The organism is Lentzea sp., assembly GCF_035525475.1.
In the GTDB taxonomy this organism is placed as follows: Bacteria; Actinomycetota; Actinomycetes; order Mycobacteriales; family Pseudonocardiaceae; genus Lentzea.
This window is the reverse complement of the sequence record NZ_DATLEC010000027.1, coordinates 1-24,131: the sequence shown is the minus strand read 5'-3', so window position 1 is coordinate 24,131 and position 24,131 is coordinate 1. Positions and strand designations below refer to the sequence as shown.

Sequence of the window (24,131 nt, the reverse complement as noted above, 5' to 3'; positions counted from 1 at the left end):
GATCGTATCGGTCGATGCCGCCCGCCGCCCGGCTCGCCGGTGGCGTGTCAGCCTCTCGCCAGGGGGAGCAGGGTGAAGAACTCGGCGGCCCGGTCCAGTGCGTCGACGTGGACGCGCTCGTCCGTCTGGTGCGCCAGGTTCGGGTCGCCTGGGCCGCACAGCACCGTGGGCAGGCCGGTGCCGGGCTGGAGGACGGAGGCGTCGGAGAAGTAGCTGACGCCGGAGATCCTCGGCGGACGGCCGAGAACTCCCTCCAGGACGTCCCGGGCGGCCTGCACCAGGGGCTCGCCGGGATCTGTGCCGACGGCCGCGTAGTCACCCGTCACCGCGACCTTCGCGTCGAAGCCGGGAAGGGTGGACCCGAGCTCGTCGAGCATCGACTGGATCCTGGACAGGACGACGGCGTGGTCGACTCCCGGCACGCTGCGGAGGTCGACCTGGGCGCTGCACCGGTCCGGGACGATGTTGACGACCGAACCGCCCCGGATGGTCCCGACGCTGGTCGTCGCGCCGCCCAGCAGGGGATCGGTCACGGAGCCGAGGTCGAGCGCGCTCAGCCGTGCCAGCAGGGCCGTCATGTGGGTGATCGCGTTGACACCCTGGTCGGGCATGGAACCGTGGGCCGCCCGGCCGTGCGTCACGAACTCCAGGAACAGCGCGCCCTTGTGGGCGACCACGAGCTCCAGGTCGGTCGGCTCGGCGATCACCAGACCGCCGACGCCCTCCAGCAGGCCCCTGTCCCGGGCGGCACGGGCGCCGGCGCAGTCGACCTCCTCGCCGGCGGTGGCGAGGAAGTGCACGTCTCCCGGCGGCCGCGTGCCGGTGCGCGCCAGAGTGGCGATCCCGGCGAGCATCGCGGCGAGGCCGCCCTTCATGTCGACGGCGCCGCGTCCCCACAGCACGCCGTCCTCGTCGACCTCCGCCGCGTGAGGCGGGCGCGTCCACCGGGCGGTGCCCAGCGGGACGGTGTCGAGATGCCCGCAGTACATGATCGGCTCCTGCTCGCCCTTGCCGCGCAGGACCAGGTGCAGGTTCGCGCGACCGCCGTCCAACGGGTGCAGGTCGCCCGTCAGTCCGGAGTTCCGGGCGTAGGCCAGGGCGATCTCCGCCGCCTCCCGCTCGTTGCCCGGCGGGTTGGTCGTGTCGATCCGCAGGAGCTCCCGCGTGAGGTGGAGGACGTCGGAGCCGGGTCGGGTGTCGCTCAAGGTCACTTCTCCGTCTCGTGCGCTCGGTCTTGGCGGCGGAACCCGCATCATGACCGGACTTGGCCTGGTGCTGACACGGCCAAGTCGGAGGTGTTGGCATGGGTCCCGACCGTCTCGCGGCGCTGCTCGAACCGTGGCTGTCCGGCGGCGGGGCCGCCTACGTCGCCGTGTCGGCGGGCATCCGCGGCCTCGTGCTGGACGGCCGGCTGCCGAACGGCACCCGCCTTCCGTCCGAGCGTTCCCTCGCCGCGACGCTCGGACTGAGCCGGACGACGGTGAGCGCCGCCTACGACCTGCTGCGCGCCGAGGGGTACGTGCGCAGTGCCCACGGAGCGGGCAGCCTGATCAGCATCGCCGCCGCGCGTGTCCACCGGCCGGACACCCGCCAGGGGGAGCCCGCCGACGTCCTCGACCTGACGGTGGCCGCCCTGCCCGCTCCGCCCCAGCTGCTCGACGCGGTGGCCGCGGCCTCGGCGGACCTCCCGTCGCAGCTGGCAGGGCACGGCCTGCACCCCTTCGGGCTGCCCGCCCTGCGCACCGCGGTGGCCAGGCACCTCACCGGCCGCGGCCTGCCGACCGAGGCCGAGCAGATACTCGTGACCAGTGGCGCCCTGCAGGGCTGGAACCTCGTGGTCCGCGCCGTCTGCCGTCCGGGACGACCGGTCCTGGTCGAACAGCCCACCTACCCGGCCGTCCTCGACGCCCTGCGCGCCCACCACGTCCGCGCGGTCCCGCTCCCGGTCACGGCCGCCGGGTGGGACCGGCCTCCCGCCGGCATGTCCGCCGCCCACCTGACCCCGGACGGTCAGAACCCCACCGGCCTCGTCGCCGATGAGGCCGCCCGCCGGCAGGTTCTCGCCGACCTGCGGGACGCGGTCGTCGCCGTCGACGAGACGTTCGCCGACCTGGTGCTGGACGGTCCCGCGCCGCCGCCGGCCGCGGTGCTGCGGCACGACGTCGTCACGCTCGGGTCGATGAACAAGGCGTTCTGGGCCGGTCTGCGGATCGGGTGGATCCGTGCCGATCCGACGCTGCTGAACCGCCTGGCGCACGAACGCGCGTCCGTCGACCTCGGCAGTCCCGTCCTGGACCAGCTGGTCGCCGTGCGGCTCCTCGACGACGCCGCCGCGATCCTGGCGGAGAGACGCGACCTCCTGCGCCGTTCGCGTGCCGCCCTCGAGGACGCCCTCCGCGCCCGCCTCCCGGACTGGCGGTGGACCTCACCCCGTGCGGGCATGGCGTTGTGGATCGAGCTTCCCCGGCCGAGCGCGACACGGCTGGCGGCCTCGGCCCTCGACCTCGGTCTCCGGATCACCGCGGGGCCGCGCTTCGCGGTCGACGGCACGGCCGACCGGTGGCTCCGGGTGCCGTTCACGCTGCCGGCGGGGCAGGCCGGGACCGTCGCCGATCTGCTCCGCCAGGCGTGGGAGCGATCCGCGTCGCCGGTCACCCGTGCTCAGCGAGTTCCCGGGTGGACCGCGTGAGCTGTGAACAGACGACCGTCCACTGCGGAACGGCCGGGGCCGGCCAGGCCGCTAGGCTGCCGGCCATGCGCAGAAAGCTGATGCTCGGCCTCGGTGTCGTGCTGATCCTGATCGGTGGAGTCTGGACTGCGCAGGGCCTGGGATACCTCGAGGGCAGCTTCATGACCGGGCAGCGGCTCTGGACGACGATCGGGCTGCTGTGCGTGGGCGCCGGCGTCATGCTGCTGATCCCGTGGCCGGGGAGGAAATGAGGCGCCACTAGCTCCCCGGCAGGAGACCGCGTGCGAAGGCCGCCTGCCCGACGTGCTGGAGGTCGTCCTCCAGCACGCTGACCAGCCGCACCGCGCGAGTCACCGGCGGGTCCCACGACTCGTCGATCACCTCCGGCAGCTCCGCGTCCTTCAGCTCCCGCAGGTAGGACCGGGTGCGTTCGTGCACGGCCTGGTGATATCCGAGCAGCAGGCCTGCCGAGGCGACCACCGCGGCGACCTGCTCCGAGTCGTGGCCGTATCCGGTGTCCTCGATCGGCAGCGGAAGGCCGAACCGTCCGGCCCAGTCGTCGGTGACCCAGACCTGGTCGGTGCCCGCCAGATCGGCGACGTGGTCGTCCTGCACGCGGGTGAGGTGCCACACGAGCCACGCGATCGAGTTGGCGGAGCCGCCGACGCGGTGGGAGAGCTGGTCGGTGGACAGGTCTTCCAGGACTCCCGCCACCGCCTGCCGAACCCGGTCGAACCCGTCCAGCAGCACGTGCGTTGCGCTGATCTCGCTCATGATCCGGAATACCCCGGCGGCCTGCGCCCGCACACGTGTCAGTCGCGACCGGTCAGGTGGATTCCCAGGTCGGTGCGGCCGGGCAGCAGGTCCTCCCGCAGTGCGCGCGTGGTCGCGTAGTCCCCGTCGCGCAGACGCCGGAACGGCCACGCGGGTTCGTCCGCGATGCCGCCGACCCTGGTGACCAGGCGCTCGACCTGCTGTTCGACGCCCTCGGGGCCGAGCGAGTCGGCGTCGTGGACCACGTGCGTGGCGAGCACGTCGATCCCGACGAACCACAGGACGCCGTGGGTGAGCGGGAAGAGCAGGGAGTCGAGGTCGCCGCTGATGCCGCGCGGGCCGATGGAGCGCTCGTCCTCGCCGGCGGTGACCACGACCAACGCCTTGCGGCCTGCCAGCCCGCCGTCGCCGTACCGGCGGGGCACACCGAGCTCGGGATCGAGGTCGCCGTAGGCGAACCCGCTGGTGAGGACCCGGTCGAACCATCCCTTGAGGATCGCGGGCGGCCCGTACCACCACAGCGGGAACTGCAGGACGAGGAGCTCCGCCGCCGCGAGCTTGGCCTGCTCCTCGCGGACGTCGGCCGGCAGCTGCCCGCGCGAGTAGGCCTCGCCGGCCAGTTCGGCGATGTTGCCGGGACGCTCCGACAGGTCGCCCAGGTCCCGTTCGGACAGCACCGGGTCGAAGCCCTGGGCGTAGAGGTCCGAGACCGCGACCTCGTACCGCTGCGACAGCGCCTTGGTCCCGGCCTGCAGCAGCCGGTCGTTGAACGAGTCGCGGCGCGGGTGCGCGTACACCCACAGGGCGGTGCCGGGTGTCGGCGGATGAGCGATGGTCATGCGTCACCTCCGTCTGTTCGTGACCTCGTGGTCACCCCTGCAGTCAAGCGAGGAACGACGGGGCGCGGGATGGCCGAACGTCTCACGTCCATGCGTGCTCGTCCACCCGTGCATGACAAGCGCTATAGCTTCAGTGTTGACCAAAACCAATCCCGTACGCGGCGTACGGCTAGAACGGGAAACGACCGCTCCGCCACTGCCAATGACGGCCAGCCTCGAAGTGTTCGAGAACCGCGCGCTGGAGCACCGTGCGGCGCGGCAGCCGGTCGAGCGGCGTGGTCAGGTCGCGGAACACGAACCGCCGCACCTCGACGTCGGCGTCCAGTCCCTCCGGCTCCTCGTACGGCTCCAGCTCGAACCTCTGCTGGAACCGGATGATGTTGGAGTCCGCGGGCAGGTACTCGCGCAGCTGCGGGTCGAGCAGCCACGAGCCGCAGGAGAACGCCGTGTGGTGCTCGTCGGGGAAGTGGCGCGGGAAGAACGCGCGGGCTTCGTCGAGGGAGGCCTCGACCGCGTCCGGCGTCAGCGGCCCCGAGTCGGGGACGTGCAGGCCGATGGTGTCGCCGCGCTGGTGCTGCAGCCTTCCGAGCTCGTAGAGGCCTCCGCGCACGTGCAGCGTCAGCCAGCTCTGCATGACCGGCCAACCCTCGCGGTTCATCCGCCGGTCGACCGCGAGGTTGCGGCCGAGGTCCGCGAGGGTCGTCCACGACACGGCGTCGGCGATGCCGTGGTCGCGGTGGTAGCCCGTGACGACGTCGACCAGGGCCAGGTACGCGTACACGTAGAGGTGCCGCCAGGCGGGACCGCGGTCGCGCGGCAGCTCCGGGCCGGGTGGCAGCCAGAGGTGGCCGCCGAGGTCGGCCCGGACCAGTGCGGTCGAACGGTCCAGCAGCCAGCGCAGCTCCGGAGTCCACAGTGGAGAGCCGGGGTCTGGCCAGCCCGCCATGATCTCGGCGGCGTCGTCGGGCCGCACCGCGAGCCGGTCGAGGAGCGCGGGCACGCCGGCCTTGGCTGGCAGCGGGGCGGACGGGCGGTCACCGGCGAGCCGGTGCACGCGGTCGACTTCCCCGGCGGGAGCTCCGAGGCGGGCGGCGATGTGCTCCAGGTCCACCGGCAGACCCTATCGGGTCTGATGTGGACCGGTCCGGGCGTTGGCATAAGCGCTTCCGATGGGTCGACCGTCCACATCACACCGTCGCTTGATCTGTCCACCACCTCTTGTTAACGTGCACACCCGCTTGTGGCACGGGTCACATCTGGCCGTGTCTCCGGCACGGCTCGAGAGCCGTGGCGACCGTCGACAACGATGTTGACCCGCACGAGGAGCCGGCATGAGATCGTCGAAGTTCGTGGTGCTCGTGGCCGTGCTGGTGGCGGCTTGCGGTGCGCCCGCGGCCGGCCGGCAGTCCAGGCCCGCGGACGGCGCGCTCGTGGGCGTCACCATGCCGACGACCTCGTCGGAGCGGTGGATCCGCGACGGCGAGAACATCAAGCGCGACCTGGAGTCGCGCGGACACCGGGTCGACCTGCAGTTCGCGCAGAACGACGTGCCGAACCAGGTCAGGCAGATCGAGGACCAGATCGCCCGCGGCGCGAAGCTCCTGATCATCGCCTCGGTGGACGGCTCGGCGCTGACCGCGCCCCTCCAGCGCGCCGCGGACGCCAGGATCCCGGTGATCGCCTACGACCGGCTCCTGCGCGGCAGCCAGAACGTCGACTACTACTCGACGTTCGAGAACTTCCGGGTCGGCGTGTACCAGGCCGAGTCGCTGCTGACCGGGCTCGGCCTGCGCAACGCCGACGCGAGCCGCGGCGCCGCGACGGGTCCGTTCAACGTCGAGCTGTTCGCGGGCTCGGCGGACGACAACAACTCGGTTTTCTTCTTCAACGGCGCCATGTCCGTGCTCAGGCCGTACCTGGACGACGGCACGCTGGTGGTGCGCAGCGGTCAGACGGAGTTCCAGGCCGTCACGACGCTCCGGTGGGACGGCGAGACCGCCCGCAAGCGCATGGAGGAGATCCTCACGACGACGTACCGCCGGAGCAAGGTGAACGGCGTGCTGTCGCCCTACGACGGCATTTCCCTCGGTGTCCTCACCGCGTTGAAGGACAACGGCTACGGCCCCGGCTTCCCGATCGTGACCGGCCAGGACGCCGAGCTCGGCTCCGTGAAGTCCATCATCGCCGGCCAGCAGTACTCGACGATCTACAAGGACACCCGCGAACTGGCGACCGTCACGGCGTTGATGGCCGAGGCCGTTCTGAAGGACCGGACGCCGCCGCAGCTGAACAACCTGAACGACTACCACAACGGCGTCAAGGTCGTCCCGGCCTTCTTGCTGAACCCCGTGAGCGTCGACAGGACGAACTACCACCGGGTTCTCGTGGAGTCGGGGTATTACACCGACGACCAGCTCCGTTGATCGGTTGGTTACACGGCTCCCTCTTTCGGTGGCGCCATTCAAGACGGTGGCCATGTTCGGCGAATGCAGAAATTCGCTCTGTGCGTTTCATATGGTGATTAGCAGTACTACTTTGAGCTGTGATGCACATCACAACCTGCCTGATGAGATTTCGGCTGCTGTGCTGGTCCGCAGGGTGATTCGTAGCCGTCTACCGGTGTCGACGCCGAAAGTCGTGAGCCGATCGCACTAGTTGAATGAAAAACTTTCGCGTGTCAATTGGCGGGTCGCGGGCATTGTCAGCGGACTGGTGGCGGACGCTAAAGTGAGCCGGGACGCGAAATATCGCGTTGGTCCCGGAAACCTCGTTCCGGATTCGTTTGTTGATTGCAAGGAGGAAACCCATGCTTTCCACGGACACACAGGACCTGCTCGAGCTCGACGTCCAGGAGTTCGACCTGGTGGACCCGTCCGCCGACGCGCCCAGCCAGTCGATCCCGCCGCGCACGATCACGACCTGCGCGATCTGCTGATCATCGGGCGGGCCCGGTCGCGCGTCGGCCGGGTCCGCCCACCCGCGCACTCCTCTTTCGGAGAAACTCACCATGGACACCCGATTCGTTTCTTCGGACAGGTTTCTCCTCCGTGCCCCGGTGCTGCCGAGGCTGCGAATGCGGACGGCCTCTTCTCCGGAAGAAAACGGTGTGCGCGAGCGCGTGGAGTCCCCGATGGTGCGGGAGGCCGTCGCCGTCGCCAGTCCCGCGTTGACCGAGGCCGTGGACAAGGTGCTCGCCGGGCACGAGCTGTCCGAGCCGGCGTCACGACGTCTTCACACCGCGCTGGCCCGGTACGAGCTGCGCATGGCGGGGCGGCCCACGCCGTTCGGTCTTCTCGCCGGGGTGGCCGTGGGCGGCTTCGCCGACAGGGCAGAGGCCTGGCTGGGCGGTGCGCACCGCAGGCACGTGCACCCGGACCACGCCTGGCTCGAGAGCTGGGCGGACGAGCTCGAGGCCGACGCGGAGGTGGTGATGCGCCTGGAGGTCACCGCGAACAACCTGTGTGCGCGGCACGGCGACCGTCTCACCGTTCCCCGCGGCACGCGACTGGCCAGCGTGCGCCGCACGGCTGTGGTCACGTACGTCCTCGACGCCGCCAAGCACCGGATCCCGGTCCACGATCTCGTCGACAGGGTCGCCGAGGCGTTTCCCGGCGTGCGCCGGTCCGGGATCGTCACCCTGGTGGCGCAGCTGGTGCGGTTGCGCTTCCTGCAGACACCGCTGCGCCAGTCCGAGAAATCCCTCGAGTACGTGATCGGACTGCTGCCGGAAGATTCCCCGCACGGCAAACGAGCCGCGTTGATCGCCGAGGCGATCGACGCCTACCGGCGCAGCCCGATCGGCGAGGGCACCGCCGAACTGGCCGCTGTCCGGTGTGCCGCCGCCGCCGGCAACCCCGTGCAGGTCGACCTGGAACTGGACGCGCACGTCCGGCTGCCGCACGAGGTGGCGCGTGAAGTCGAACGCGCCGCCGACGCGGTGTGGCGGCTGTCCGCGCACGAGAACACGCGCTCCCGCAACCTGGCGGACTTCCACGGCAGGTTCCTCGAGCGGTACGGGATCGGTGAGCTGGTTCCCGTGCTGGACCTGCTCGACCCGGACGCGGGCATCGGGCCACCGGCGGGGTACGAGCGGCCAGGGGCGCCGGTGGACCCGGACGACGGCCGTCAGCCGACGCTCACCCGCCTGCTCGCGCAGGCGCTGGCCGACGGCGTCACGGAGGTGGTGCTCGACGACGACCTGATCGCCCGGCTCTGCCCGCCCGGTGGCACCCCGCCGGCCACGGTGGAGCTGTTCGCCACGCTGAACGCCGTCTCGGTCGACGCGCTGGAACGCGGCGACTTCGAGCTGGTCGTCAGCCCGCTGACCGGCACCCAGCAGGCCGGAGCGTCGCTGGGGAGGTTCGGGTACCTGCCGGAGGTGCGGGAGCTGCTCGGCGAGGTGGCCGCCGTGCGGTCCGACGACCGGGTACCGGTGCAGCTCGTGCACCTCACCACGCGGGCTCGGGACGCCAACCTGGTGCGGGCACCTCGGGTGCTGGATCGTTCGCTGGCCGTCGGTGTGCCCGGTGAACCGGGTGCGCTGGGGGTGGCGGACATCGTGGTGGCCGCGGACGAACGCCGGCTGCGGCTGTACTCGGTGTCGCTGGGCCGCGAGATCGTTCCGCGCGTGCTGCACGTGCTGGACATCCGCGCGGCGGCGCCCGAGGTGGTGCGGTTCCTGTGGGACGTGTCCCTGATGGGCGTGCGGACCCTGAAGCCCTGGGACTGGGCCGCGTTGCGAGATGCCCCGTTCCTGCCCGCGGTCCGATGTGGACGAACGGTTCTCGCGCCCGCGCGCTGGCACGTCACCGAGGCGGACGTGGACACGGACGAGGCGCTGGTCGCCTGGCAGGAGAGGTGGCGGATGCCCGACCGGGTGCGGCTGGCGCACCTGGACCAGCAGCTGTGCCTGGACCTGCGCACGCCGGAGCACCGCGCGCTGCTGCGCGACGACCTGCGGAAGTCGGGTACGGCGGTGCTGTGCGAGGACCGCGCGCCGGAGCTGGACCAGGGCTGGCTGCGCGGGCCGGACGGCGCTCACGAGGTCGAGCTCGTCGTCCCGCTGGTCGCCGTCGACCCCGCACCCCGTCCGGCGAGACCACCCGCGCCGGTCCGCACGGACCCGTCGGCGCACCTCCCGGGCGGCGACTGGGTCTCCGCGCACATCCAGTGCTCGCCACACCGGCAGCGCGAGGTGCTGCTGGCGCACCTGCGTCCTTGGCTGGCCACGCTGGAGTCCGAAGTGGACCGCTGGTTCTTCCTGCGCTACCAGGCCGATGACCAGCCACCGCACATCCGCCTGCGGCTGCACGGCGACGTGCTCCCGCGGCTGCGCGAGCAGGTGGCGGCTCTGGTGGACGCCAGGCTGGCCGCCGGTTTCTCGGTGCACACCTACCGGCCGGAGGTGGAGCGTTACGGCGGCGAGCAGCTGATCGGCCTCGCGGAGCGGTTCTTCGCCGCAGACAGCCGGCTGGCGCTGCGCAGGATGAGCGCCGCGCAGGACACCATCGCGGTCGCCGCCGACGTGGCCGCTCTGGTCAGCTGCTTCCACGGCGTCCGGCGAAGCCGTGAGTGGCCGCCGTGGCTGCTGTCGGAGATCCCCAAGCAGGAGTCCACGCACCAGGCGTTCGGCAAACGGCGCCGTGACGCGCTGGCGGCGATCACCCTGGACCCCGTTCCCGCGGACCGCGAGTGGGCGGAGTTGCTGACCCGGTACGGGCACGAGGCTCGTGCGCTCACCGCCGGCTGGACGTCCTCCGGCGAGATCCTCCGCGCCCTTCTGCACATGCACTGCAACCGCCGGCTCGGCGCGGACTTCCGGGCGGAGGTTGAGGTGTACGCGATGGTGCGGGGCGCGGTGAAGGCCCACCTGGACCGGGTGAAGGTCGCCCGATGAGCGTGCGGACGTGGCTGGACGACTCCGCCCGCCTGCTCGGCGAGCCCGCGCTGGTGGACCTGGGCGATGGCGACTGGCCGTACCACCCGATGTCGCTCGCCGACGGGTACTGCGGGCTGGCCGTGCTGTTCGCCCGGCTCAGCGACGAGTCACCGGAACTGCGGGCGATCGCCCACGAGCACCTCGCCGCCGCCGCGAGAACGCGCAGGCCCGCCAACGAAAGCCTGTTCGACGGCGCGCCGTCGCTGGGGTTCGCCGCGCGCAGCATCGCCAGAGCCGACGGCGACTACCGGGGCGTGCTCGCCCGGATCGACCCCCACGTGCTGCGACTGGCCGAGAAATCGCTCGTCGCCGAGGAGGCGCGCCTGCTCGCCCGCGAGCCCGGCGCCAGAATGGCTTGCTACGACGTCACCTCGGGCTTGACCGGGATCGGCAGGTACCTGCTCGCCTGCGGCGCGGGTGCCCGCCCCGTGCTGGAACGGTTGCTGGAATACCTGGTGCGGCTGACCGACCCCGTGCGGGTGCGCGGCCAGTGGGTGCCGGGGTGGTGGACGCCGGACCCGTCGCTGCTGGCCGGCCCGGTGGCGCACCCGGACGGCCACTTCAACCTGGGGATGGCCCACGGCGTCTCCGGCCCGCTGGCGCTGATGGCGTTGTGCCACGGACAGGGGGTGGCGGTCGAGGGCCACGAGGAGGCGATGCGCCGGATCGCCACCTGGCTGCTGTCGCGGCGGGGCTTCGACGAGCACGGCCCGTACTGGCCCGCGCTGGTGCCGCTGGAACACGAGGTGGCGTGCGCCGCCGACCTGCTGCCGCCGAGCCGGGTCGCCTGGTGTTACGGAGCACCAGGTGTGGCGCGTGCCGTGCAACTGGCCGCGGCCGCGGTGGGCGAGCCCGCTTGGGCCGACGAGGCGAAGACGACGTTGCGGGCGGCGTTCCGGCGACCGCGGGAACGTTGGGGTATAAGGGATGCCTCTCTGTGCCACGGGTCCGCGGGTGTCCTGCACGCCACCGCGCTCGTTCTCGGAAGGGACGCGGACGTGCTGCCGGAACTGTGCGATCACCTGCTGGCACAACGCGTTCAGCACACCGTCGTCACGGTCCCGCCGAACCGGCCCGGCTTCCTCGACGGATCGGCCGGCACCCTGCTGGCGCTGCACGACCACCTGACACCGGTGCCGTCGACGGCAGCCCTGCCGTGGGACGCCGCCCTGGTGCTGGGGTGAGCACTCCGGCGCGGCGGGTCGCCCTGCTGACCGCCGCGACCGCCATCTCGGCCGCGGGCAACGGGTTCGGCCGGATCGCGCTGACGTTCGGCGTGCTGGCGCTGCCCGGTGCCACCGCGCGGGGGCTGTCGCTCGTGCTGGTGTGCCTGGTGGTTCCCCAGATCCTGTTCGTCGTGTTCGGCGGGGTGCTCGCCGACCGGGTGAGCCGGTTCCGGTTGCTCGTGCTGTCCGACGTGACGTCCGCGCTCGCCTACACCGGCCTGGCCGCTGGACTGTGGTGGCACGCCCCGATCCCGGTCCTGGCCGTGTTCGCCGCTGTGGCGGGCACCGCGATGTCCGTGTCGGGACCGGCGACCAGCGCGCTGATGCCGGAGATCGTCACCGCTGACCGGTTGCAACGGACGAACAGCGTGGTGATGACCGCGGTGAGGAGCGCAGACCTGGCGGGCACCGCACTGGGCGGCACCGCGGTCGCGGTGGCGGGTGCGCCGTCGACGTTGCTGCTGAACGCCGTGAGCTTCGCCGCCAGCGCGGTGCTCCTCGCCCTGGTGCGGCTGCCCTCGCGGGTGCGTGCCGAGGCGACATCCCTTCTCACGGACCTGCGGCTGGGCTGGCAGGCGTTCCTCGGCCGGCAGTGGCTGTGGGCGACGGTGGCCGCGCTGTCGTTCACGTCGGCGGCACTCGGCGCCACCATGGGGATTCTCGGCCCGATCGTGGCGGTGGGCACCTGGGACAGCGTGCAGTCCTGGTCGCTGGTCGCCGCGGCGAGCACGGCAGGCATGCTCTGCGGCGCCGCTGTGTCGGCCCGGCTGCGACCCGGACGCCCCCTGGTGGCGGGACTGCTGCTGTTGCTGGTGTTCGTCGTGCCCCTGGTGCTGCTGGCCGCCGCCGCGTCACCGTGGACGGTCGCCGCGGCGATGTTCTGCGCGGGGCTGGCCAACGACGTGTTCGGGGTGCTGTGGCACACGACGATGCAACGCGAGGTGCCGGAGGAGCTGCTGGCCAGGGTGACGTCCTACGACTGGCTGGGCACGATGGTGCTCGCGCCGGTGGGCGTGCTGGTCGCTGCGCCGCTCAGCACCGCGTTCGGCACGGGCCCCGTCCTGCTGGGGTGCGCTGTCGTGGTGGCCGCGTCCTCACTCGCGGCGCTGTCGTCCCTCCAGGTGCGGGGCCTGCGGGCGGAAGCGCGTCAGGCGAGGCACTTCCAGCTCTGAGGATCGGCGACGGCGGTGGTCCGGGAGAAGATCGCCTGCTCGTGCGGGTGCTGGCGCTGGCACGCGTCGTCCAGGTCCATGACCACCCGCGCGCCGGTGCCGGTGACGCAACGCCAGTCGTAGGCGGTCGTTCCCGCCAGGACGACTCCGTTCACGGCGCCGATGGAGGTGCAGTAGCCCTGCAGGTCGAGACCGCCCTTCTCGGTGAACACCGGCGGCCGGGCGAGCGTCACGGTGACCGAGGTGGTGCCAGGAGGCAGGGTGACGACCCCCTTGGCGCTGTCGACGGTGCCCGCACTGGCCCTGGCGATGTTCCCGATGAAGGCCGGCACCTCGAAGCGCACACCGCCCGCGGGAGCGGAACCGGTCAGGGTCAGCCTGACGTCCGCGCCGGAAGCGGTGATCGACGCGCCCATGCGCCTGCCGCCGGCGATGGGGTAGTTGCCGACGCTGCTGGTGGCGCCGTCGCGCAGCCACTGGTTCGGCAGACCGCGGCCGACGATCACCGAGCCGTCGAGCTTCTCGGCGACCAGCGAGTCCAGCAGCACCTTGGAGGCGTTGGCCTGACCCCACATGTGGGGGCTGGAGCCGCTGCCCCCGGTGCTGTGCGTGCCGGGGGACCAGTTGCTCGTCCCCACCGACTGGATCCCTTCCCACCACGAGAAAGGAGCGCTCTGGGCGTTCTGGACCAGGTACTGGTAGCCGTAGATCCCCTCCGAGCGGTAGCGGCTGGAGGCAAGGCCCGCCGAGCCGTACCCGGCGTTGTAGGCGCTGCTCACGCCGGGGTAACCGCCGAAGGTGTGCTCGGGGAGGTTCGACAGGCGGCTGAAGCCGTTGTCGTAGGTCGTGTCGATCAGGCTGATCATCGGGCCTGCCGGGTCGCCGCCCCACAGCTGGCCGTCCCACGCCCAGCGCCCGAACAGGAACATCGAGGCCCAGTTGCCGTTGTTGGTCTGACCGCACACGTTCGCGCTGCTGTTGGGAACGTCCATGGCGCACGGCAGGTAGGACAGGCCGTTGGCGGAGATGGTGGTGTTCAGCCTCGCGTTCACCGCGCTCAGGAGCTTGCTGTAGGTCCGCTCCGCCCAGGACGCCTCGGCCGTGTCACCGAGGTTGGTGGCGATGTACCGGTAGGTGAGGAGACCGAGCAACGCCGACTGGTTGTCGACGGTCCAGTAGCCGAGGGCGTCCACCGCCACGGTGGCCTTCATGATCCCGCCGGGACCGGTGGCGTCGGTCTCGATCCGGTGGGCGGTTTGCCTGATCGTGGCGAAGTTGTCCCGGACGAAGGCGGCGTCGCCGGTCTTGCGGAGGTAGACGGCCCAGGGCCAGTTGTACTTCCAGGTCCCGTCCGGGTACATCCGGGTGATGTCGTTCGGGTCGTCCTGGGAGATGAGCGTCGGCAGGTAGTCCCTGGCCCGGTTCAGGTCGCCCGCTTCCAGCAGCTGCACCAGCATGCCGACGAGGTCGTGGTTGAAGATGGCGTCGTAGCCGTTCTCGCCCACGTTGAGCCGGTTGCCGTCCTTGACCAGGTTCGTGGTGATGTACCCGGCCCGGTAGGCGTTGGCCAGCTGCGGGTCCGGCACCTGGATCTGGGCGATCTGGGCGAGCTTGCCGTCCCAGTAGGACGTCATGTGCGCGTAGTGGGCGTCGTAGCCACCGGCGGCGAGCAGCTCGGCGGCCGTGGGCCAGGCGTAGCCCTGGCCGAACCTGTCGGCCGCGATCACGTAGTCGAAGTTCGTGGTCTGCCCGGGCTGCACGGTGGTCGACGGGCGGTTGAGCGCGAGCGTCCCGCCGGTCGGCGCCGGATCGAGGACGTGGGCGACCGTGTCGTGGTTGACGACGCTGACCCGTGAGTACACGGCGACGAAGTCGCGGCCGCCGATCGTGACCTTGTCACCGAGGTTGGTGATCGAGACGGTGCTGTTGTCCCGTTCGAACCGCGTCGTGAGGGCGGGGTAGTAGCCCCCGGCGTTGAACCACTGGAGCCGTCCGGGGTTGTTGTAGATCCCGAACCGGACCGTGGTGTTCGGTCCTGAGTGGACGTCGAAGCTGCCGTCCTTGTGGGTGAGGACGCCGTAGTAGTCGCCCTCCCAGCCGATCGAGGCGCTGTCGTGCTGCGTGACCGCGGCTCGGGCGTCCGCCGAGTGCCACACCGGGGAGCTGCCGGCCAGGACCAGGGCCGCGGCGACGGCCGTGGCGAGCCAGCCGCGTCTCTTCGTGGTGGGCCTCGTCATGGTGGGCCTTCCCTCCGGCGTTGCGGCACGGGCCTGAACGACGTTGTTGGATCGTTAAAATCCAGTGGGCGAACCCAACCACAGCGTCACTTGTGCTGTCAACGCTGGAAGATCTCCGCGCAACGGCTGCCGTGGAACCGGTGTCGCACGAAGGAAGTGGACCGATCTAACAGCGGCGCGTCAGGCCCGGTGACGGGAGGAGCCGCGCACGACCAGCTCCGGTGCCAGCAACGACGCCACGGGCACCGCCGTCCCGTCGGCCGGGCACAGGGCCTCCACGATCCGCCGGCCGACCTCGGGAAGCGGCTGGCGGACGCTGGACAGGTCGAGCACCTCCGCGGACGGGGTGTCGTCGTACCCCACCAGGGCCACGTCCTCACCGGGCGTCAGCCCGAGGTCGCGCGCCGCCTGCAGCGCACCCGCCGCCAGCGTGTCGGACGCCGCGACCAGCGCGGTCGGCGCGTCGGCCCGGCCGAGCAGGTCGCGGGCCATCCTCGCGCCGCTGACCCAGGTGTCCTCGCCCCGCACGTCGAGGCGGTGGCTGCCGGCCAGCAGGCCGTGCCGGTCCATCGCCGTCACCCAGCCGCCCGCGCGGTCGTCCCCGACCCGGTGGCCTTCCGGGAAACCGAGGAAGCCGATCCTGCGGTGGCCGCACTCCGCGAGGTGGCCGACGACGGCGGCCACCCCCGACGCGTTGTCGACGTCCACCCACCCGGTCGCGTCGGGGTCGTCGGAGAACCGGCCGAAGCACACGAACGGCACACCGGCCTCCAGCAACGCGGGCGGCCGGGGATCGCCGGGAACCAGGTTGTACAGCACGACACCCTCGACCGACCCGGTACGCACCAACCGGACGCAGGTGGCCGTCTCGCTCTCCGCGTCGTCCACCGCGAACAGCATCAGGTGCCGGCCCGCGGCCTGTCCCGCCTCGGCCAGCGCGTGCAGGAAGCGGTCGTGCAGGTGGGCGAGCGAGTGGGAGGAGACGGGCTCGATGCGGCACGCGATCATGCCGGCCGTGCTGGAGCGCAGCGCCCGTGCCATCCGGTTCGGCTGGAACCCCAGCTCCGCGACGGCCCGCTGCACCCGTGCCCGCGTCTCCTCGCGCACCTTGGCCGGGTAGTTCATCACGTTGGAGACCGTCTGCTTGGACACGCCGGCGGCCGCGGCGACGTCGGCGATCGTCGCCGGGCCCGACCGCGGAACGGCCGGCCTGGCAGGCGCCTTCGCCATAGCACCACCCCTGGAGCCCACTGGTGCGCCCACGTCGGCGTGCCGCGCTCAGTTGATCGATAAAACGGACCTGACCAGTCACATCGTACTGGGCAGCCGGCTGTGCCGAGGGTGGTCCAAAGGCGTGTCGCGGGCAGGACGACGCGACGGCCTCACAGCCGACCGCCGAGCCGGCCGCCTTGGTCAGCTCACCGACGGTCTCGACCAGGGGCGCGACGGGCTTCACCATGCCATTGAGTTGCTCCAGGGCCCCGCGCGATCACGCCGCGGTCGGGTTCGGGCGAGCGTGCCGGCCGATCGCCTGGTTGCCGACGTTGCTCACGCCGCCGGACTGCCGGATGCGGAGTGAGCGCCGGAGTTGCACCTTCCGCAGCGGCATGTGGTCCAGTGGACTCACGTCCCGATCCCGTGAGGAGAGGTCCCTGCTCGTGCATTCGTCCTTCACGCCACCCCGCCAGGTCAAGATCGGTGACGCGGCGGCCTTCGCCGGCAGCACGCCGCGGGCGATTCGCCACTACCACGAGATCGGCCTGCTCCCCGAGCCCGAGCGGGGCGGTGACGGCCGCCGCCGCTACGGCTACGAGGACATGATCCGCCTGCTGTGGATCCGCAAGATGGCCGACGCCGGGATCGCCCTGGACGACATCCGTGACGCCTTCACCACCGGCATGGCTGCCGCCGGTGCGGACAGCGGAGACGGTATCGCGGGCATCCTGGAGCGGTTGGAGGAAACCCTTGCCGAGCAGGAGGCGGAACTGCGGCGGAAACGGACCGCCGTGCAGCGGATGCGCGCCGAAGGCAGCCGGATGGGCCTGCTCTCCGGCTTCGTCACCGGACGCCTCGAGGGCCTGCCGGAAGGCTCCCTGCGCCAGGCGGACCTGGACGCCCTGCTGGTCACCGAGCGGATCTTCGGCCCGCTCGGCGCGGCCGTCCAGGCCACCCGCTTCGTCGCCCTGGCCACGCATCCCGCTCTGCGGGAGGAGTCCGACCGCGTCGACGACGCCGAGGAGGCACTCGACGACAGCGTCGCCGTCGATGATCCACGGGTGGCACAGGTGGCCGCCGAGCGGCACGCCTTCGAAAAGGCCCTCCAGGCCGTGATCGAGGAGTCCGGCCTGGACGAGGACGACGACGCCCTCTTCGACGCCTGGGACGCTGTGCACCCTCCTGCCGCCGAGGACGAGGACTTCAGCGCTGGCAGGCGGGAGGCCGGCTCCATGAGCGCGTTCGAAGCCATCGGCAAGATGCCCTACGACTTCTCCCCGGCCCGCCTGCGCTGTGTGGAACTGGCCGAAGAGCTGTCCGCCCAGGACTCACCCGCTCCCTGAAACACGGCCTGGGGACCCGTGCCGGTGCGGGACGAGCTCGCCCGGACCGCGAGCTCGAAGCGGGCCTGGTGGTGGCGGCCGGGGTCGTCCGCGCCCCGGATGCGGTCGACCAGGCGGCTCACGGCGAGCTCGGCGATCTGCCGCTTGTCCGGGGACACCGAGGTCAGCGGCACCAGGCCGTACGCGCTGTCGTCGATGTCGTCGAAGCCGACGACGGCGACGTCGTCGGGCACCCGCAACCCGGCCTGGTGCAGGGCGTGCATCGCCCCGAGCGCGACGGGGTCGTTGGCGCACAGCAGACCGTCGACCGGGCTGGAGCTGGTGCCACGCAACAGTTCCGCGACGGCGGCGGCGCCGTTCGCGCGGTGGTACGCGTCCACTTCGACCACCCGCCGGAACGGCAGACCGGCCGCGGTCAGCTCGCGGTCGTAGCCGTCGACGCGCTGCTCGGCCATGTCGGACCGGGAGGCGCGAGCCCGGCCGACGAACGCGATACGACGGCAGCCCTGGTCGATCAGGTGTCGGGTGGCGGCCCCGGCCGCGGCGACGTTGTCGATCGAGACCCGGTCGATGCCCGGGATCTCGTGCTCGCCCAGGAGGACGACGGGACCGGTGTCGCTGTTCTCGATGTCCGCCGGTTCGCACGCCGAGGCGCTGAAGAGCAGGCCGTCGACGAGCTGGCGGTCGATGCGCTGCAACAGGGCCGCTTCCCGGCCGCGCTCACCCAGGGTCTGCATGACCAGCACGGTGTACCCGCGGCGTTCGGCCTCGTGCACCACCAGCCTCGCCAGCTCGGCGAAGTACCCGACGTCGAACTCCGGGAACGCCAGCGCGATCAGCCCGCTGCGGCCGGTCCGCAGGCTCCTGGCCGCGCGGTTCGGCCGGTACCCCACCTCGTCGATCGCGGCGAGCACGCGGCGGCGGACGTCCGCGCTGATGTGCTCGTAGTCGTTGACGACGTTCGACACGGTCCGGGTGGAGACGCCCGCCCGCAGTGCGACGTCGCGCTGGGTAGCCCCCACGGGTGCGCCCTCCACTGGCCCGGTGTTCTTGTCCCGCCATTTTGCCACGTGGTAAACACGGGGCAGCAGGGTCGGCCCGGGATCCGAAGGAGCACATCGATGATCCACCCCCGTCCTCAGCTGACGCGGGCGAGCTGGACCGACCTGTGCGGCGAGTGGGAGTTCGCCCACGACGACGCCGATACCGGCCTCGACGAGCACTGGCACTCGGGCGGGGCGGCGTTCGACCGCGTGATCACCGTGCCGTACCCGCCGGAGTCGGCGGCGAGCGGCATCGGCGACACCGGCCCGCACCCGGTCGTCTGGTACCGCCGCACGGTCGACGTCGAAGCGGAGGGGCACCGGGTGCTGCTGCACTTCGGCGCCGTCGACTACCGCGCGTCGGTCTGGGTCAACGGACAGCTGGTCGCGACGCACGAGGGCGGCCACACCCCGTTCTCCGCCGACATCACCCCGGCGCTGCGCGAGGGCCGCGAACAGATGCTGGTCGTGCGGGCCGAAGACCGGAACGACCCGCACCAGCCGCGGGGCAAGCAGGACTGGCGGGACGAGCCGCACGACATCTGGTACCACCGCACCACCGGCATCTGGCAGCCCGTGTGGCTCGAGCGGGTGCCGAAGGTGTGGATCGACTCGGTCCGCTGGACGCCCAAGCCGTTCGAGGGCCTGGTGGAGTTGGAAGCCGCGTTCGGCGGCACGCCCGCCGGGCACCGCCTCGACGTCCGGCTGCGGCTGGGCGACGAGGTGCTCGCCGAGCAGTCGGCGGTCGTGCGGGGAGACCGCGCCCGGCTCACCCTCCACCTGCCGGCTGCGGAGAACCGCCAGGAGCTCGGCCGACTGCTGTGGTCCCCGGAACAGCCCGTCCTGATCGACGCCGACCTCGAGCTCTCCGGCACGACCGGCACCGACGTCGTGCGCAGCTACCTCGGGCTGCGCGAGATCGGCGTGCGCGAGGGCCGCTTCACGCTCAACGACGCGCCGTACTTCCCGCGAATGGTGCTGGCCCAGGGCTACTGGCCGGACACGCACCTGGCCGCCTCGGACGACGACCTGCTCCGCGAGGTGCGGCTGGTCAAGGAGCTCGGGTTCAACGGCGTGCGCGTGCACCAGAAGGTCGAGGACCCCCGGTTCCTGCACCACTGCGACCGGCTCGGTCTGCTCGTGTGGGGCGAGCTGCCCAGCGCCTACGCGTTCTCGCCGACGTCGGCCGAACGGCTCTGTCGCGAGTGGACGGAGGTGGTCCGGCGCGACGTCAGCCATCCGTGCGTCGTGGCCTGGGTCCCGCTCAACGAGAGCTGGGGCGTCGACCACCTCGCCACCGACCCGGCGCAGCGTGCGCTCGCGACGGCCCTGTACCACCTGACCAAGGCGCTGGACCCGACCCGGCCGGTCATCTCGAACGACGGCTGGGAGCACACGGTCAGCGACATCTACGGCCTGCACGACTACACCCCGACCGCGGCCGGCCTGGTGTCCCGCTACGGAAGCGCCGACCGCGTCGAGTCCACTGTGGCCGGATCCGGACCGGCAGGACGGCGGCTCCTGCTGGAGGGACGCGTGCCGGGCGTCCCGGTGATGCTCTCGGAGTACGGCGGCCTGAGCTTCACCCCGCGGGCGGGGGAGGAGTGGCACGGCTACGCGACGCTCGCGGACGCGGACGCGTTGCTGGAGCGCTACGACGAACTCACGTCCGCACTGCTCGGAAGCCCCGCGGTGGCCGGGTTCTGCTACACCCAGCTCACCGACACGCTGCAGGAGACCAACGGTCTGCTCACCGCGGACCGGCGGCCGAAGCTGCCCGTCGACGAGGTGCGCCGGATCACCACCCGGCCCGCTGCCGCGATCCCGGTCGAGGAGGTCGCGGAGGAGTACCGGCAGGCGAAGAGCCGGGCGCGCGGCGAGTGAGCGGTTCCGGGAGGGTGCCGCCGGGCGCGCGGCACATGGCCGGTCCCGGGAGGCGTCCACCGGTCGCGGCCGGACCACGCCGTTTCCGTTGGCGCCACCACGCTCACGACCGGGCTGCCCTGAGCTTCTGCCACCACGGCCAGACGAGGGTGCTGGCGAGGAGCATGGCGACCAGCGTCAGCCCCACCGCCCACCAGGGGCCGGAAGTGCGGGTGTTGCCTGCGAACCGGTGGTGATCATGTGTGCTGCCCCTCGCGCTCTTACTCTCGGTACACGCCCCGTCGTGCCGAAGAGAAGGCCGGACATCCACATGGACCGCAGCGCTCGAGCAACGCAGGTCACGGTCACCACCGTCGCGCGGTCGGACGTGCTGGTCGTCCAGCTGTCCGGAGCGCTGGACGCCGCGTCCGCCGCCGTCGCCGAGGTGTCACTGCAGGACGCGACGGATCCGCTGTCACCGCCGGCGCGCGTCGTGCTCGACCTGACGGACGTGAGCCTGCTGTCCGCGGCCGGAACGCGTGTCCTGCAGCGCGTCATCGGGGTCTGCGTCGAGCGCGATGTCAAAGCCTGTTTCGTGACGGACTTCCGCGGCGCCGTGCACTCGGTCGTCACCCTCACGTTGCAGGATCAGCGGATTCGCCTGTTCAGCTGTCTCGAGGACGCCCTGGGCACCGGGTGATCACGCCGGTGACCACGGCAGGCCGACGAGGTCGAGGACGAAGGCGGCCGGACCGCCGTGCCGCGCGATCAACACCGGTTCGAGGTGGTGCGCGGCGAGCTGGTCGACGAGGTCGTAGAGGATGCGCACCCCCACGCTGAGCAGGTGGGTGACGTCGGACAGGTCCACTGTCACGGGGAGCACGCCGCCCCGGGACGCCCGGAACAGGTGGCGCGCGAACTCGGTCGCGGCCGTCGCGTCGACCGGTCCGCACACCCGCACGACCGCCCTGTCCGCCTCGTCGGTCGTCTCGATGCGGAAAGGGGGCGACAGCCCGGCTTCCGAGAAGCCGGTCCCCGAGTCGGCGGCGAGTACGGGGGTCTGGTGGACGCGGTGCCGCAGGGTCACCGTGGTGCCGCGCGCGCCGAACGGTTCGCCGGCGCGTTGCGGGGGATGGCTGATGGTGACCTCGTCGACGAGCTGCTGGCACAGCATCAGGCCGCGGCCGCGATGGGTGGTGCCGGGGTTCGCAGCGCGCCAGCTGCCCTCGTCGGAGATGCGCAGCTCGCAGATGCCCTCGGGCGTCAGCCGGCCGGTGATCTGCAGGGGACCCTGCCCGGTTGCCTGGTAGGCGTGCTCGGCCGCGTTGGTGGCCACCTCACCGACGGCGAGCTCGAGGACCTCGTGGTCCCGGCGGCCCGCGTTGACCTTGGCCAGCCAGTCGCCGACCGCGCGCCGGGCCGTGGGCAGGTTGTCGAACGTCGCGGTGATGCGCACCGACAGCGACGGCACCGGCTCGGCGAGGCGCTGGACGGCCAGCGTCGTGACGTCGTCGTGGTAGCCCGTGCGGGTGAGCAGCTCGACGGTCAGGTGGCAGACCCGCTCGGCCGGTGAGGACGCCGCGCCCTTGCGCAACACGCGGTTCATCGCCGCGTCCGACGCCACGGTGGCGAACTCCGCCGCGGCCTCGGCCGGTGTGCGGCCATGACGTTCGACCACACCGTCGGAGTACAGCACCACGAGGTCGTCGGGCCCCAGGTGGCCGCTGCCGAGCGCGGGAGGGCGCCCGACGCCGAGCGGACCGCTCGTGGGGCCGCGGAGGAACTCGGTCGACCCGTCCGCGCGGATCACGAGCGGCGGAGGGTGACCGCACAGGCTGTAGGAGAACTCGCCGGTGCGGGGATCGAGCTTGACCACCGCGATCGTGGTCGCCTGCAACGCCGGCCGGCTCGCCGCGAAGGCGTCGATGTGGCTGAGCGCGGCGAGGAGGTCCTCGTCGACGCACAGCAGGTTCGTCAGAACCGCGCGCAGCTGGCCCATCGCCGCCGCCGCAGCGACGCCGTGGCCCACGACGTCCCCCACTACCAGGACGACGGTGCCGTCCTCGAGCGGGATCGCGTCGAACCAGTCGCCTCCCGCGGCCTGGGTGTGCTCGGCGACCAGGTACTTCGCCGCGATCCTGACCTGGGGCAGCACCGGCAGCGACTCCGGCAGCAGTGCCGCCTGCAGTTCCGCCACGACGTCGCGGGCGCCTTCGTACCGCGACAGCTCGGTCGCGGCGCTCTCGGCCTTGGCGAGCCTGCGCCGGACCTTCTCGGTGACGTCGACGGCGTAGGCGGACACCCCTCGGACCGTTCCGTCGTCATGGAAGTACGGCTCCACCACGAAGTCGACGAACGCCTCCACCGGTTCGCCGCCGGCCTGGCGGTCGGCCTGGACTCGCCACTCACGGGCCGTGTGCGGTTCGCCGGTCGTGTAGACCTTGTCGATCACCGCCTGGACCCGCTGGGCCTCGAAGCCGGGCAACACCTCGCGCGCTGTCATGCCGACCGGCTCCTGCACCCCGGCGAACCTCCGGAACGCCTCGTTGGCCGCGACCAGCCGCTGCTCGGCCCCCTCGTACGCGGCCAGCAGCAGCGACGACTCGTCGAAACGGTCCCGCACCACGTGGGGATCGCCGATGCGCCGCAGGTGCCCATCACTGTCGTCCTGCCGCGGTCCGGACCTCATACCCGAAGGACTTACCCAGCCTGGCACCATATATGCGCATCAGCCCGTGTCCTGTCCGGTCAAGACACGTCCGACGTGCTCGTACACGGCCTGCGCTTCCTTCCCCCGCCGATCGCGCGAATGACGGGCCAGCACGCGCTCGCGTGCGGTGCCGAGCTCCTCCCGCAGCGTCCGGTCAGCGAGCAGCCGCTGGACCGACCGGGCGAGGACGCGAGGCTCACGAGGCGGGACGTGCAGACCGGTGATGTCGTGCACCACGACGTCCTCCAGCGCGCCCACGGCGGCGGCGACGACCGGGACGCCGCGGGACATGGCCGCCAGGGCCACCACCCCGAACGGGTCTGGGCACGGCGCGCAGACCACGTCGTCGGCGGAGCGCAGCAGAGCGGGCACCGGTCACCTCGCCGGCGAACACGACCCGGTCCAGCACCCCCAGCTCGCCCGCGATCCGGCGCAGCCGTCCTGGTCGCGGGCGGCGATCGCCGGCTCCGCGTCCTCCACTGAGGACAGATCCGCGATGACGTCCGTGAAACCGTTGCAGGGCACGAGCTCACCGACCGCCATGAGACGGTGCGGCCGTCCTCTGCACGCCGCCGGCCCGGACGTCCAGTGGTGCGCGTGCACGACGTCCGATGAGCACGGCCGCTCCAGGCTCTCCGCGAACTCACCGAGATGGGGACGACCTCGTTCTCGGAGAGCCTGTGCGGAGGCCCCGCGGGGACGTGCACGACGTCGTAGCCGGCGGCGGTGTGGACCTGCTCGGGAACTGTCTCGTCGTCGCGCCTCGTGTACACGACGACCTCGTGCCCGAGGCCGTGCAGCGCCGCGGACGGTCGGCGTCCAGCGCCGGCGGTGCTCATGTCCACCTCGCCCGCGACGGTGGCTGTCACCCGAGCTGGAGACTCGACAGGCTTGTGTGCGCCGATCACCGAAAGCATTCCTCGGGCGACAGACGCACAACTCGGCGTGGCGTTGCGCTTTCGAGACGAAAAATCATCCGGAAAAGAGGTTTGAAACGGTTCTGGCGCGTTCCCCCTGCATCACCCGTTACGGTGTGGCACAGCGCTGTCAGCGGTGGATCTGTGAGTGTGGAGGCAAGAGCG

At 71.6% G+C, this 24,131-nt stretch carries 21 protein-coding genes; 10 read left to right on the top strand and 11 right to left on the bottom strand.

Annotated elements, in window-relative coordinates:
- Nucleotides 1-47 precede the first annotated feature (47 nt).
- On the bottom strand, nt 48-1,205 hold the full coding sequence (locus VM306_RS03410) for a M20 family metallopeptidase (protein WP_325510743.1): 1,158 nt from the start codon (nt 1,203-1,205) through the stop codon (nt 48-50).
- A 98-nt stretch (nt 1,206-1,303) separates the two neighbouring features.
- On the opposite strand from VM306_RS03410, the gene VM306_RS03405 reads away from it, so the two are divergent.
- Nucleotides 1,304-2,689 (top strand): PLP-dependent aminotransferase family protein, encoded by a 1,386-nt coding sequence (locus tag VM306_RS03405; RefSeq protein ID WP_325510741.1) that lies wholly within the window; start codon nt 1,304-1,306, stop codon nt 2,687-2,689.
- Between the two features lie 65 nt (nt 2,690-2,754).
- Entirely contained in the window at nt 2,755-2,940 is a 186-nt protein-coding gene (locus tag VM306_RS03400) for a hypothetical protein (protein WP_325510739.1), read from the top strand.
- Nucleotides 2,941-2,947: 7 nt separating this feature from the next.
- Here the strand turns inward: VM306_RS03400 and VM306_RS03395 are convergent, their stop codons facing one another.
- The 3 genes from VM306_RS03395 to VM306_RS03385 form a co-directional block, all read right to left on the bottom strand.
- Nucleotides 2,948-3,454 (bottom strand): mycothiol transferase, encoded by a 507-nt coding sequence (locus tag VM306_RS03395; RefSeq protein ID WP_325510892.1) that lies wholly within the window; start codon nt 3,452-3,454, stop codon nt 2,948-2,950.
- A 47-nt stretch (nt 3,455-3,501) separates the two neighbouring features.
- Nucleotides 3,502-4,302, bottom strand: coding sequence for an NAD(P)H-dependent oxidoreductase (locus VM306_RS03390; protein ID WP_325510737.1), 801 nt, complete (start codon nt 4,300-4,302; stop codon nt 3,502-3,504).
- Nucleotides 4,303-4,471: 169 nt separating this feature from the next.
- Nucleotides 4,472-5,413 (bottom strand): acyltransferase domain-containing protein, encoded by a 942-nt coding sequence (locus VM306_RS03385; RefSeq protein ID WP_325510735.1) that lies wholly within the window; start codon nt 5,411-5,413, stop codon nt 4,472-4,474.
- A gap of 220 nt (nt 5,414-5,633) precedes the next feature.
- Here VM306_RS03385 and chvE point away from each other — a divergent pair, with 220 nt between their 5' ends.
- The 5 genes from chvE to VM306_RS03360 all read left to right on the top strand — a co-directional run bounded on the left by chvE (nt 5,634) and on the right by VM306_RS03360 (nt 12,638).
- A complete protein-coding gene (chvE, locus tag VM306_RS03380) occupies nt 5,634-6,725 on the top strand; it encodes a multiple monosaccharide ABC transporter substrate-binding protein (RefSeq protein WP_325510733.1) in 1,092 nt (363 codons plus the stop codon).
- Nucleotides 6,726-7,108: 383 nt separating this feature from the next.
- A complete protein-coding gene (locus tag VM306_RS03375) occupies nt 7,109-7,237 on the top strand; it encodes a hypothetical protein (protein ID WP_325510731.1) in 129 nt (42 codons plus the stop codon).
- A gap of 171 nt (nt 7,238-7,408) precedes the next feature.
- Entirely contained in the window at nt 7,409-10,198 is a 2,790-nt protein-coding gene (locus VM306_RS03370; RefSeq protein ID WP_325510729.1) for a lantibiotic dehydratase, read from the top strand.
- The gene (locus VM306_RS03365; RefSeq protein ID WP_325510727.1) at nt 10,195-11,424 is read left to right on the top strand and encodes a lanthionine synthetase C family protein; all 1,230 of its coding nucleotides are present in this window, start codon (nt 10,195-10,197) and stop codon (nt 11,422-11,424) included. The genes VM306_RS03370 and VM306_RS03365 overlap by 4 nt, the downstream gene beginning before the upstream one ends.
- Entirely contained in the window at nt 11,421-12,638 is a 1,218-nt protein-coding gene (locus VM306_RS03360) for an MFS transporter (protein ID WP_325510725.1), read from the top strand. The genes VM306_RS03365 and VM306_RS03360 overlap by 4 nt, the downstream gene beginning before the upstream one ends.
- Here the strand turns inward: VM306_RS03360 and VM306_RS03355 are convergent.
- The 3 genes from VM306_RS03355 to VM306_RS03345 all read right to left on the bottom strand — a co-directional run bounded on the left by VM306_RS03355 (nt 12,614) and on the right by VM306_RS03345 (nt 16,502).
- Nucleotides 12,614-14,875 carry a hypothetical protein gene (locus tag VM306_RS03355; protein WP_325510723.1) on the bottom strand — a complete coding sequence of 754 codons (2,262 nt, stop codon included), beginning with the start codon at nt 14,873-14,875 and terminating at the stop codon, nt 12,614-12,616. The two genes, VM306_RS03360 and VM306_RS03355, sit on opposite strands and share 25 nt — an antisense overlap.
- A gap of 180 nt (nt 14,876-15,055) precedes the next feature.
- Entirely contained in the window at nt 15,056-16,105 is a 1,050-nt protein-coding gene (locus VM306_RS03350) for a LacI family DNA-binding transcriptional regulator (RefSeq protein ID WP_325510721.1), read from the bottom strand.
- 259 nt (nt 16,106-16,364) lie between these two features.
- Nucleotides 16,365-16,502, bottom strand: coding sequence for a hypothetical protein (locus VM306_RS03345; protein ID WP_325510719.1), 138 nt, complete (start codon nt 16,500-16,502; stop codon nt 16,365-16,367).
- Between the two features lie 31 nt (nt 16,503-16,533).
- Between VM306_RS03345 and VM306_RS03340 the strand changes: the two genes are divergently transcribed.
- The gene (locus VM306_RS03340; RefSeq protein ID WP_325510718.1) at nt 16,534-17,433 is read left to right on the top strand and encodes a MerR family transcriptional regulator; all 900 of its coding nucleotides are present in this window, start codon (nt 16,534-16,536) and stop codon (nt 17,431-17,433) included.
- Here the strand turns inward: VM306_RS03340 and VM306_RS03335 are convergent.
- Nucleotides 17,355-18,455, bottom strand: a complete 1,101-nt coding sequence (locus tag VM306_RS03335) for a LacI family DNA-binding transcriptional regulator (RefSeq protein WP_325510717.1) — start codon at nt 18,453-18,455, stop codon at nt 17,355-17,357. The two genes, VM306_RS03340 and VM306_RS03335, sit on opposite strands and share 79 nt — an antisense overlap.
- Before the next feature lie 99 nt (nt 18,456-18,554).
- Between VM306_RS03335 and VM306_RS03330 the strand changes: the two genes are divergently transcribed.
- Nucleotides 18,555-20,360 (top strand): glycoside hydrolase family 2 protein, encoded by a 1,806-nt coding sequence (locus VM306_RS03330; protein ID WP_325510715.1) that lies wholly within the window; start codon nt 18,555-18,557, stop codon nt 20,358-20,360.
- 283 nt (nt 20,361-20,643) lie between these two features.
- Nucleotides 20,644-21,039, top strand: a complete 396-nt coding sequence (locus VM306_RS03325; RefSeq protein ID WP_325510713.1) for an STAS domain-containing protein — start codon at nt 20,644-20,646, stop codon at nt 21,037-21,039.
- Here the strand turns inward: VM306_RS03325 and VM306_RS03320 are convergent, their stop codons facing one another.
- The 3 genes from VM306_RS03320 to VM306_RS03310 are packed head-to-tail and all read right to left on the bottom strand — an operon-like array spanning nt 21,040 to nt 23,592.
- On the bottom strand, nt 21,040-23,028 hold the full coding sequence (locus tag VM306_RS03320) for a SpoIIE family protein phosphatase (RefSeq protein WP_325510711.1): 1,989 nt from the start codon (nt 23,026-23,028) through the stop codon (nt 21,040-21,042). It lies immediately after the preceding gene.
- A 39-nt stretch (nt 23,029-23,067) separates the two neighbouring features.
- Nucleotides 23,068-23,421, bottom strand: coding sequence for a glycosyltransferase (locus tag VM306_RS03315; protein ID WP_325510709.1), 354 nt, complete (start codon nt 23,419-23,421; stop codon nt 23,068-23,070).
- A gap of 3 nt (nt 23,422-23,424) precedes the next feature.
- Nucleotides 23,425-23,592, bottom strand: coding sequence for a hypothetical protein (locus tag VM306_RS03310; protein ID WP_325510706.1), 168 nt, complete (start codon nt 23,590-23,592; stop codon nt 23,425-23,427).
- Between the last annotated feature and the right edge of the window lie 539 nt (nt 23,593-24,131).